10 protein-coding genes are annotated in these 12,007 nt (G+C 41.9%); 6 read left to right on the plus strand and 4 right to left on the minus strand.

The annotated features are described in order from the left end of the window. The first annotated feature begins 7 nt into the window (after nucleotides 1-7). Nucleotides 8-1,213: a CAP domain-containing protein gene (locus tag YH65_RS03940; RefSeq protein ID WP_046550725.1), complete on the plus strand. Its 1,206-nt coding sequence runs from the start codon at nucleotides 8-10 to the stop codon at nucleotides 1,211-1,213. Between the two features lie 3 nt (nucleotides 1,214-1,216). On the opposite strand, the gene ppk2 is transcribed toward YH65_RS03940, so the two are convergent. From ppk2 to mqnF, 4 genes are all read right to left on the minus strand, one after another. Then, nucleotides 1,217-2,104, minus strand: coding sequence for a polyphosphate kinase 2 (gene ppk2, locus YH65_RS03945; protein WP_179944241.1), 888 nt, complete (start codon nucleotides 2,102-2,104; stop codon nucleotides 1,217-1,219). 107 nt (nucleotides 2,105-2,211) lie between these two features. Next, nucleotides 2,212-2,559, minus strand: a complete 348-nt coding sequence (locus YH65_RS03950; protein ID WP_046550726.1) for a hypothetical protein — start codon at nucleotides 2,557-2,559, stop codon at nucleotides 2,212-2,214. Between the two features lie 82 nt (nucleotides 2,560-2,641). Continuing rightward, nucleotides 2,642-3,499 carry a signal peptide peptidase SppA gene (gene sppA / locus YH65_RS03955; protein ID WP_046550727.1) on the minus strand — a complete coding sequence of 286 codons (858 nt, stop codon included), beginning with the start codon at nucleotides 3,497-3,499 and terminating at the stop codon, nucleotides 2,642-2,644. Next, nucleotides 3,492-4,706: an aminofutalosine deaminase family hydrolase gene (gene mqnF / locus YH65_RS03960; protein WP_046550728.1), complete on the minus strand. Its 1,215-nt coding sequence runs from the start codon at nucleotides 4,704-4,706 to the stop codon at nucleotides 3,492-3,494. The genes sppA and mqnF overlap by 8 nt, the downstream gene beginning before the upstream one ends. Nucleotides 4,707-5,004: 298 nt before the next feature. On the opposite strand from mqnF, the gene YH65_RS03965 reads away from it, so the two are divergent. From YH65_RS03965 to YH65_RS03985, 5 genes are all read left to right on the plus strand, one after another. Then, nucleotides 5,005-5,718, plus strand: a complete 714-nt coding sequence (locus YH65_RS03965; RefSeq protein ID WP_046550729.1) for a hypothetical protein — start codon at nucleotides 5,005-5,007, stop codon at nucleotides 5,716-5,718. Nucleotides 5,719-6,232: 514 nt separating this feature from the next. Continuing rightward, the gene (locus YH65_RS03970; protein WP_169745659.1) at nucleotides 6,233-8,050 is read left to right on the plus strand and encodes a PAS domain-containing hybrid sensor histidine kinase/response regulator; all 1,818 of its coding nucleotides are present in this window, start codon (nucleotides 6,233-6,235) and stop codon (nucleotides 8,048-8,050) included. Nucleotides 8,051-8,225: 175 nt separating this feature from the next. After that, nucleotides 8,226-10,103 carry an EAL domain-containing protein gene (locus YH65_RS03975; protein WP_046550730.1) on the plus strand — a complete coding sequence of 626 codons (1,878 nt, stop codon included), beginning with the start codon at nucleotides 8,226-8,228 and terminating at the stop codon, nucleotides 10,101-10,103. 278 nt (nucleotides 10,104-10,381) lie between these two features. Beyond that, nucleotides 10,382-10,870 (plus strand): type II 3-dehydroquinate dehydratase, encoded by a 489-nt coding sequence (gene aroQ / locus YH65_RS03980; protein WP_046550731.1) that lies wholly within the window; start codon nucleotides 10,382-10,384, stop codon nucleotides 10,868-10,870. A gap of 115 nt (nucleotides 10,871-10,985) precedes the next feature. Next, nucleotides 10,986-12,005, plus strand: a complete 1,020-nt coding sequence (locus tag YH65_RS03985) for a M24 family metallopeptidase (protein WP_179944242.1) — start codon at nucleotides 10,986-10,988, stop codon at nucleotides 12,003-12,005. Nucleotides 12,006-12,007: the final 2 nt, after the last annotated feature.

The following is a 12,007-nucleotide window of genomic DNA, read 5'->3' on the forward strand; positions in this document are numbered from 1 at the left end:
CGATACATTGTTACTTAAACTTGTGATCTTCATGTACTCTGTATTTGTCCTGCTTCAGGCAGGGCATAAAGAAGACGCCTTACGATATCTCAATACGATCCGACAACATACAGGACTGATCGAACTCAGATCCAATACTGTACTGGAAAAAGCGGCAAAGTCACATGCAAAATACCTTTTGTTCCAGCAGCAGTATGGTCATTATGAAAAAAAAGGGAGAAAAGGCTATACGGGAAGGACTCCTTCCGACAGAGTACTTCATGCGGGTTATCCTGCGAGAGATGTGATGGAAAATGTCTCTGTAAATGCCAAAAATACCCGGCAGTCCATCGATACGCTTTTCGCTGCGATCTATCACCGTTTTGTCTTTTTGAATTTTGACAAGAATGAAATAGGTATAGGTAGTGCTTATAGTAAAAAAAAGAGGAGGATCGTGTCAACATTTGTCTATCTTCTGGGTTCCAGTGAAGTCTCCAAACTGTGCAAAGAAACTTTTTTTCTGCAAAACGGATTAACCTATATGAATGAACTGTGTAGAGACCCTGCCCATCTTGTACCGCAATATCTTTATGAGGAGAGGTGTGAGATGATCAGACGAAAGAATAGTGATTTGATTGTCTATCCTTACCCTGATGCCACAGGATCACCTCCCGTTTTTTATACTGAACACCCACATCCTCTTCCTGGTTCCAAAGTGAGCGGATACCCAATATCGGTTCAGTTCAATCCTGCATATTACAACAACATAAAATTGAAAAAATTCCGTCTTTTCAATGCAAAGGGGAAAGAGATAAAAAAACGGAAGATTCTCACATACAGTACTGATATCAACCAACGTTTTACACCATTCCAGTTTGCTTTCATGCCTTTGAAAAGACTGGATTACGATCAGACTTACCAGGTAGAATTTGAAGCTATGGCAGATGAAAAGCGCATTCAAAAACGTTGGGAGTTCAGGACAAAAGGATTTAAACAGAAACTGTACAGAATAACAAAAAGAAACACCACTGTGAACGTAAAAAAAGGGGAAAAGATCGTTCTTTTCTTTGAACCGCGGTCCAATCAAGATGTGCTGGAATGTATCAACTATACGGACAAACTGCATATCACCTGCCATGACCAGAATACGCTTTTAGTCACTGTACCCAAGAACAGATATTTTTCGGAGTACACTTTAAATGCAGGGGGAAGAAGTGTAACCCTTAAAGAATGATGCTTAGGTCTTTTCTTTGCCGGAGATCAGTTTTTCAAGCCTGATAATCTCTTTACCACCATCATAAAGAATGCTTTGATCAGGTGTCAAGTCTATCTTGGAAGATTTCCCCTCATACTCGAAAGAGGAGAGAATATGTTTGATCACATTGATACGGGCGTTTTTCTTAATGTCAGAATTGACAATGGTCCAGGGAGCAGCTTCGGTATGTGATGCCAGCAGCATAGCGTATTTTGCGATGGTATATTTGTCCCACAACTCCTGTGCTTTGATGTCTATGGGGGATATCTTGTAATTTTTGAGAGGATTGACCTGCCGCTCATGGAAGCGTTTTGCCTGCTCCTCTTTCGAAATGGTAAGATAGAACTTGATCAGGTGTGTACCGGAACCTACCTGCATCTCCTCATAAAAGGGCACTTCATGCAGAAATCGGGCATGCTCTTCTTCCGTACAGAAGCCCATCACCGGTTCGACACCGGCACGGTTATACCAGCTACGGTCAAAGAGGGTGATCTCGCCTCCGCTGGGAAGATGGGTCGTATAGCGCTGGAAATACCATTGTGTTTTTTCAACATCGGAAGGAATGCCCAGAGCAACGACCCTGGCACCACGGGGATTGAGATGCTCCATGATCCTTTTGATGGTTCCGCCTTTTCCGGCTGCATCACGTCCTTCAAAGATGATAAGAACTTTCAGACCTTTCTTTTTGACATGGTTCTGGAGTTTGAGTAGCTCCATTTGAAGCGTTTTCAACTCTTTTTCATAGTTGAGGGTACACTCTTTTTTCCAGACAGGCAGACGGGGCTCTTTCCCTTTGGTAACCCTTTCCTCTTCTTTTTCACACTTGCCAATGCATTTTTCGATAAATTTATTTTGTTTCTTTTTTCCCATACATGATATCCTTTTGCAAGTGATGTGACAGAGAGGTAACCGACTGTCCTTTTAAATATTATACACTATTTATTTGTTGCAGGAGGGAAGGTATACCCGTGTCGGAGTTATTTTTTAAGATCGACCAGTACGGTATTGATTCTGTCTATAACCTGTTTGATCGCTTCGGGGAAAGCATGTATCTGATCATGGGCATCGTGGACTGTTTTTCCAAGTTCGAGGTCATCGAAGAGGTGCAAATAGCTACTGAGCAGTTCACGTTTTTGGGCACATTCCCGACACATATGCAGATCTTCACAGATGGAATCATTGAGGTGTACATAGGTGTTTTCTGTAGCATCGATCAGTGATTTGAGATATTTGGGATTGGACAGGTCTTCTAGTGTAAGGGTATCACCGACGATTATCCTTATCATTTCGAACTTCGCTTTTATCATTTTGATCTCATCAAGCATATTTTTCCTCCAATATAAAAAAATTAATTTATAGTATAACTATTTTATATGAAATAAAATTGATTTAGATCAAGACAAATGATTAGAAAACCGTTGACTTCAAGCCGTAAAAGTAACTTTGCAGTTTCAGAATGCTTTTGCTGCTCAACTCTTCAAAGAAAGATTCCAGTTTATCTTTCTCTTTCCAGATCGGATTTTTGACCTTTGCCAATGAGGTGATCTCCTCTTTTGCACGGCTTTTTGTTGCGATCTCGTCGATGAGGCCAGTCTCCTTGGCTCTTTTGGAAGAGAAGATATGCGCATCGGCATAGGCTGATGAATTGTTCACATCCAGTCCCCTTGCCTTGGCTACATCCGAAACAAATAGCTCATAGGTATCTTTGGTCAGCCTTTCAAGCTCTTCTCTCTCTTTGGGGGTCCACTCTCTTGTCGGTGTCCCGGCCTCTTTATATTCTCCTGCTTTGACGACTTGCGTTCCTACACCTACCTTTTCCATCAGTTCCCGAAGATTGGGTGCCTCCATGATCACACCGATGGAACCCACGATCGAACCGGGATTGGCGATGATCTTGTTGGCATAGATAGAGGCATAGTAGCTTCCGCTTGCCATAATGCCGCTGGCATAGGCGATGACAGGTTTCTTTTCCTTGAGCTCTTTGATAGCATGGCAGATCTCGATAGAAGGAGGTACGGCGCCTCCGGGTGAGTTGACATTGAAAAGTACTCCTTTGATATCGTTATCTTTTTTTGCTTTGTCTATCTCTTTGAGGACCTTATCTGCATCCATGATGGGACCGGTGAGCCTGATCTCCTGCAGGTTGGCAGGTTTCAGTTTCGATTCTGAAGTAGGCATGAAGACGATCAGCAGGATAAGCAGGAAAAGCATTCCCTTGAAGTGATCGCCGAGCCATTTGATGAAGTCGCTTAGATTTTTAAACATATTTTTCTCCTTCTATATAGACATGTGAGACCTGTTTGGTATGAATGATACTCCACAACGCCACCTCTTCTTTGCTTTGCGGCATAGCCGGCAGGGTAAGTACTGCAAGGTCTGCTGCGGCCCCCACTTCTATCTTCCCGCAATCGAGTCCGAGGATATCTGCGGCATCCTGCGTACTTGCTGTGATGAGTTGTTCTGCAAGCTCATGGATAGGTATGTCGTTATGCAGCATCAGAGCTGCTCTGAACTCGTCAAAGATGCTGAGTGAATCGTTGGAGCTCAGTCCATCCGTGGCAACAGAGAAAGGCAGCTTGAGCTTTTCGATTTTTAGGCGTCCACAGCCAAGGTAGCGGTTGGAACGGGGACAGTGTGCGATAGAATGGCCTTTTTGACTCAGGTACTCCAGCTCTTCTTCAGTGGCCTGGACTGCATGGGCAAAATGGGTCGGGTAGGTGTCGAAGGCATGCATGAACTCTTGGATGTTCGTGACCGGAGTGGAAGTGCTGAAGTATTTTTCAAAGAAGCTTTTGAATTCTCCCTCTCCCTCTTCCAGCCACTGACGCTCTGCCTGTGACTCCAGGAAATGCGCAGTCAGCGGCATCTTGTTCTGTTTGGCGAGTGTCACGGCTTTCTGAAGAATGATGGGATGAACGGAGTAGGGGGAGTGGATGGCCACGGCTGGTGTGATCTTGGCAGATTCATCGCAGCTTTGAGAAGCCTTGACGCGTTCAAGAAAATCACCGTAGAGCATATCGGCAGTAGCGGCGTTGGAACCGATAACCTCATTGAAAAAAACGACACGTTGGGCTGCTTTTTCACACACTTCAAGTTCCGTACCAAAACTGGAGATGGCACCGAATGTAGTAATGCCAGAACGCAGCATCTCATCACACTCTTTTTGCATCATGGTATTGTCGCAGGCATTGACGAGATCGTCCCTGTGTTCTATGACCGAGTCGAGCCACGGCATGAAGGAGCCATACTTCAAAGAGGTTCTGTTGGCGGAGAATTCAAGGTGAACATGGGTATTGATGAAACCGGGGTAGATAACAGAGTAGGGTGCGGTTCTGATGATCTCGGCTTTGGGATAAATGCTCAGCAGGCTTTCAAGAGGGCCGATACCGTGGATCTCGTTGTTAAAGGCTACAGCCTGGTTCTCTACGAAGCCATTAGGTGTATAGATATGGTCAGCTACGAGTATTTTCATTGCGTTTGTCCTTGTGTAGATACTGTTTTGTATTTTTAGATACCGAACATATAGACAGTATTATATCCAAGTGGGAGTTATTTTTACTCATGCAGATGTGGTACCCCGGAAAGGTAACCGCCTTGTCAAAAGAGACTGGAGCAGAGAATAACTAACCGAAAATCGGAGTTTCAAAAAAAGGTAATACCAAGCGATTGGGCTTCAATAAGCTCTATTTTTTTCGTTTCTACTGGGGACGGATGAGAACGAAAGAAAAAAATATGTTACAATTAAACATATTAACTTTTAAGGGGTCATGATGAAAAAGCTACTGTTTTTAAGCCTATCGTTCATATTTATATCAACACAGGTTCTTTATGCCAAAACGAAGCGCTATAAAGTAGAGTCCGGTATGGTAACTTACAAGATTACGGGCAGTGGAAATATTATGGGTATGAAACATGAGACACATGGGCACAAAACTCTCTATTTTGAAGACTATGGCAATGTGCAAGTGCAGGAAACAGAGGAAACGACTACAACAATGGGCCGTACTGAGACACGGCATGAACTGGTGAAGATCCAGGACGGTATGGTTTATTCTGTTGATTATAAACAAAAAAGAATCACCAAACAGGATATGTCTGAGTTGATGAACGGAAAAGATATGAGCAAAATGGGTAAAGAGATGCTCAAAAATATGGGTGGCAAGAAGGTAGGTGAGGGTGAAGTGTTAGGGCTTCCCTGTGAGGTTTGGGAAGTTATGGGAAGTAAAATATGGATGCATAAAGGGGTGACCCTGAAGATTGAAAGCAATATCATGGGTATGACACACAAAGAGGAGGCAACAGAGGCAAAGTTCGGTGTTTCCATTCCGTCCGATAAGCTAAAACTGCCTGATTATCCAATTCAGTCCCTGGAAGAGATGATGCAGCATCAGATGAGTACACCCGGCAGAGGAGGGCATCAGCCAAGTCCTGAAGAGATAAAACAGATGCAGGAGATGATGAAAAATATGTTTAAGAGCAAATAATCAAATATTTAATAGCAGCTATACCCGCCATCAGTAACCCTATCAAACCCATCTCGATCTAGAATTGACGAAAGACACTGTACGAAAGAATCACTTGATTGGTGATTTGGAATAAATTTATTTAGAATATCCGAAATAATACCTAAAATTAAGTTTTATTCAAGAAATAATACTCCATTATTAACTTTATATCATAGTTTAGAAACACTTTGATTTTCAGTATAATAATATAGGATAAAAAATGAATAAAATCGGTTTTTATCAACAATACAAAAAAAAGTTCACACTTACTATTCTCTTTTTAACTGCTTTTTTAATGATCATTCAAGTACTCACGGAATTGATCTTTTATAAACGAGTGCTTGTGGTTGATACCATATTATGTTCTATGGCCTTTATGCTGGTATTATATTATTATATTTTCAGAGATATCTACAAGACGTCTCAATATCTTGCCGTTGTATATTACATTAGTGCGGTCCTGGTCTTTTATGCTGGTTCCTATATTAACATTATGTATTACTTATGGATGCTTTTTTACCCGGTACTTATTTTCTATCTCATCGGGTATGAAAAAGGACGCGTCTGGGTAGGAAGTCTGCTGTTCATCATCACTGTTTTTTTTCTACTGATCACAACAGGGATTTTTTCTGCTGCTTTAGATGACTATGCACTGCTGCAAAGCTATTTGGCTCTACTTACCATATCGCTCATGGCATACTATTTTCAAAAAATGTACTTTGATGTCAGCTCCATCCGGCAATATGAAAACAGCATGAAAACCAAAAAGCTAAAAGAGCGTATGGAACGTGCACTTACAGGCTACAATGCTGGTGCCTATGAGTGGAATATGGTTGATAACAGCGCCTACCTCTCGCCACAATGGAAAAGGATGCTGGGATATGATGAAGATATTGTATTTCCTGACCATCTGTCTACTTGGAAAGATCGTGTCCACCCAGACGATATTGACAATGTCATGGAACTTGTACGAGTCACGCTCGAAGCCAAAAAAGAGTATGTAGAGACGATCCACCGTCTGAAACATAAAAACGGGCAATGGATATGGATTCTTGGCAGAGGATATATTGAGTATGACAGGAACGGCATCCCTGTCCGTATGACAGGAATCCACACGAATATTACCGAGCAGAAACAATTTGAAGAGCAGTTGGCACAAGCAAAGGAGACTGCCGAAAAAGCGCTTCAAGTGAAGAGTATCTTCTTGGCCAATATGTCGCATGAGATCCGCACCCCGCTTAATGCGATCAACGGTTTTATTGGATTGTTGGCAAAAGAGGAATATGACCCCGAAAAGCTCAAATATTTGCAGGTCATCAAGGATGCTTCACACACGCTGCTCAATACAATAAACGATATTTTGGATATCAGCAAGATAGAGAGTGGTAAACTGAACATTTCCAAAGTCAATTTTCGCCCTTATAAGGAGATTATGGCGACGGCAGAACTGTTCCAGGCAAAGGTATCCGAGAAAGGCATTACGCTCAATGTCAACTATATCCCAGGAATACCCGAAGTGCTTTATAGCGATATACTGCGAATCAAGCAAGTTATTTATAACCTGCTTTCCAATGCACTCAAGTTTACGCCGGAAAACGGTGCCATTAGTATAAATATAAAGTATGCAGATCACAGATTGCACATCACAGTGGCAGATAGCGGCATAGGAATAGAGCAAGATAAGTTAGATTATATTTTCGAATCATTTTCCCAGGCAGAGGAATCTACTGTCAGAGAATATGGCGGAAGCGGTCTGGGACTGTCGATCTCATCACAGCTCGTACAGCTGCTTGGGGGTGAGATCAATGTGACCAGTACCCTAGGCAAAGGAAGCACCTTTTCCTTTTTTATCCCCGTTGAGACAGGTGAAATGGAGGAGTTGGAACAAAAGCCGTTGCATGACAGAGACATTCCGCTAACCGGGAACATTCTTGTAGTTGAAGACATAGCCGCCAACCGAATGTTTATCTCTCTGTTATTGAAAAACAGCGGTTTGACGTATGATGAGGCCGTTGACGGTATTGAAGCAGTTGAAAAGTTTGAAGCCGGAAACTACGACCTGATATTAATGGATGAAAATATGCCACGCCTTAACGGTAGGGGTGCAACGCAGAAAATTCGCATTATCGAAAAAGAAAAAAAGCGTGGATATACACCGATCATTGCCCTAACGGCAAATGCCCTTGTGGGTGACAGGGAAAAATATATTAATGCCGGTATGGATGATTATCTTGCAAAACCGATCGAACCCGATACCCTGATACCAATACTGTATCAATATCTGAACAGCAAAGAAATAGGAGTCAGGTAAGAAAGGAAGTATAGGTGGCGACTGACCCCTATACTTCATGCCCCATGACCCTCCCCCGCCATATTTTTTTCCTCTCTTGGAAGGATCCCGAATTTAAATCCAAAGTGTAATTTCTATGCTTTTAGTATTTTTTTACTATAATTTAATCTAATAAAATAAGTGAAGGGTATTTTCTATGCGAAAGATTAAAAAAGCCATTGATGATCTTATACATTTGGGTTATTTTTCACCCTGGAAAGAAATATTGCTTACTGAAAAGGCAGCAGGATACTGGAAAAGGGTAGGATGGGAAGATCCGGATAAAAAAGTATGCAGTGAAATTGGAGAATACTTTTATAGCTCCGGTGTACCTTTTGTTATTGTATCAGACTATGTCGATGAGTTTTTTCGCTGTATCTTTTACAGGGAAAAAGAGGGACACAGGATCAAAAACTATATTTCTGAAGCTTTTTTGGCTGAAAAAATTGAGAAAGACAGCCGGCATATTCAGATTGAGCTTGAAAAAATTTTTTTACCTACACTTGAAAAAAATCGTAAATTGATCAATGCACACCTTCATTGGATGCAGGCTTTCATAGCAAATATCAAAGGAGAGAAAAAACCTTTGGAACTTGATCCTGAATATTGTGAAATAGGCAAATGGCTGCTTACCTACAAAGGAGACAGTGATTATGAGGAGATTGACAAAAAACATAGATGTCTGCATGCACTTGCACAAAGTGCCATGCGGATGTATGAGAAGAAGGAATATGCCTATTTTCTTCTTCCTTATCATAACATATTAACCTATTCGTATAATATACGTGATATGCTGATGAATTTTTATATGGTGGAGCATTTGGACTCTATCTATATCGATCCGCTGACAGGCCTGTCAAACTATTTGCAGCTTTTAGAATATATCGAATCCTGTAATAAAAAGATGAGCCTTTTTATTTTCAATATCAGCGAATTCAGCAAGATAAACCTTGTATACGGGCATAAAAAAAGCAATAAGATATTAAAAGAGATGGCGAACTATTTACTGGATGAGGTCGGTGCAGAGTCTGTATTTAGAATTTACGCAGATGAATTTGCTGTTGTGATCGATACCAAAGATCGGAAAAGCATTGCTTCAAAATTGAAAAAAGAAATAGAAGAACAACTGTATAGCGTGCCTGAAAACAAAATTACCCTAAGAATATACGGATGTGTTGCCTCATTTGGGGAACAGGTACTGGAGCTCTGCGAGTATGGGATGATGGCTTCAAAAGAGCAGCATGGATCCATTATTGAATCGGAGAAAATAGACAAAGACCAGATCGAGTATTTTGCAAAACATATTACCTTCCAGCAAAAATTACGTCTGGCATTTATGGATAGCCGGATCCTGCTTTATTTTCAGCCGATCTTGGACCTTAGGAGCAATAAGATCATTAAATACGAAGTACTTATGCGTATAAAGGATGAGAATGGAGAGATACTGCTTCCCTCTGATTTTTTGGATATACTGAAAAAGATGTACATTTATCCTGAAGTGACCAAGCTTATCATTAAAAAAGCGTTTGAGTTCTTTAAAGACAAGCCTTATAAATTTTCTATCAATCTCTCTTATCTGGATATTATTGATACTGAAATCAAAATATTTATTTCAACCATACTGAAAAATAATCCCGAGATTGCCAAACGTTGTATTTTTGAACTGCTTGAGAGTGAAGCGGCCCTGAATTTACAGGAGGTGAATGATTTTTTTGTGATGGTACACAGCTATGGGGCAAAAATCGCCATCGATGACTTTGGTTCGGGGTATTCAAATTATGATGTGATCTTTAATTTTGATATAGATTATATCAAAATTGACGGCATACTGGTACAAAACCTTGAGAATGACCATAAATCCCAGATCATGGTAGAATCTATTGTATCGCTTGCCAAGGAAACAGGATCAAAAGTAATAGCAGAATGGATCTCGAACAAAACATTGCTGGAGAAGGCAAGAGTGATGGGCATAGATTATGCGCAAGGTTATTATGTAGGTAAACCAAGTCCCGCGTTAATGCCAAAGGAAGCTTAAAGCTCAGTTGCCACCTTAAAAGACCCTAAAAAAGATAACAATTCTACCAGTTTTTACTAAAAGAATTTATTGCGCTAGTTTACTTGCACTTCAAGACCCTTTTTATAAAGGACATAAATCTGTAGAAACAACCATGATCTATATGCATATGGTGGTAGAGATGAACAGGGGCAGGGTAGTGAGCCCTTTGGACATGTAGCTTCATTGAGGGCACTCTCTGAAAACATTAAAGCAATTTCGATAAAATAAAACCCAAATTATATTAAATAAGGCAGAAAATGAAAATAGTTGTAATACAGGGTCCAAACCTCAATATGCTCGGAATCAGAGAACAGAATATCTATGGTCCGATGAAACTCGAAGATATTCATAAGCAGATGAAAGGTTTTGCAGACCAGAATAAACTCGAGATCGAATTTTTCCAGAGCAACCTCGAGGGTGAGATCGTAGACCGTATCCAGGAGTGCATCGGTGATGCAGACGGGATCATCATCAACCCGGCAGCCTATACGCATACTTCCATCGCTATCCGTGATGCGATCGCAGCAGTACAGCTTCCGACATTGGAAGTACACCTTTCCAATATCCATCAGAGAGAAGAGTTCAGACACAAGTCGCTCATCGCGCCTGTATGTGCAGGACAGATCGTGGGTATGGGACCTTTTGGTTACCATCTTGCAATGGTCGGTATGACGCAGATCCTTTCTGAAGTAGCGGCAATGAGAGAGCAGCAGGCCAAAGCCCAGGCAGCAGCACAGCAGAAGTAATTTTCTCTGTTTTCTGTGTCCGTCGCAGAAGACATTCATACCTCGTATTGGTCAGGCGGTGCGAAATATCGCACCCGCACCCTACGGTCATCTTCTTATCTTAAAAGGCTTAATTATGAACTACATGCTCAAAGATGAAAATGCCATCTATTATGAATGCGGTTACAGTTGTGACAATGCACTCTATCTCTCACTGGGATCCGAGGCATTCTTCATTACCGACAGCCGATATACGATAGATGCGCAGGATCATGTCAGGGGTGCCAATGTAGTGATAGACGGAGACCTGTACGGAAGCGCGGTGAAGCTGCTGAAAAAGGCAAAAGTCAGAAAGGTGATCTTCGATCCAAAAGAGTGGAGTGTTGCCGGCTTTGAAGCCATCAGTACCAAAACCAAAGTGCATTTCAAGGCAATGCCGGACTTTTCCCATAAAAAACGTATCATCAAAAGTGATGCGGAGTTGAAGATCATAGCCAAAGCGGCCAAGCTTGGTGCCAAAGCCTTTTCTGTGCTTGCCAAAGAGTTCAACAAGAAGGGTTTTGGTGAAAATGAATTTAAACTGACATACCGAGCCAAGAGTATTCTAAGTGGTTTGGGAAAGTATGATCTCAGTTTCGATCCGATCGTGGCCATCAATGCCAATGCCGCCAAACCGCATGCCACACCAAGCAGAAGAAAGCTTAAAAGAGGTGATCTTCTGCTGGTAGATGCGGGGCTGAAGTACAAACGCTACTGTTCTGACAGGACACGTACGGTCTTTGCGGAGAAAGGCTTCATGTTCAAGACTGAACAGAGCTTCTCAAAGAAGAAGGTACAAAAAGCCTACGATACTGTGCTCAAAGCCCATGACAGGGCCATAGCCAAAGCCCGTTCAGGCATGAAAGCCAAAGAGGTCGATGCCCTCACACGCGATCTCATCACCAAAGCAGGTTTTGGAGAGTACTATGTCCACTCGACAGGCCACGGTGTAGGACTGGATATTCATGAGATGCCCTACATCTCCAGCCGCTCAGACACTGTCATCGAAGACGGGATGGTTTATACCATAGAGCCGGGTATCTACATCCCCGGAGAGTTCGGTATTCGTATTGAGGATATGGTGGCCATGGTGGACGGCAGAGCGCGGGTGCTCTGATT

Source organism: Sulfurovum lithotrophicum (genome assembly GCF_000987835.1).
GTDB lineage: Bacteria > Campylobacterota > Campylobacteria > Campylobacterales > Sulfurovaceae > Sulfurovum > Sulfurovum lithotrophicum.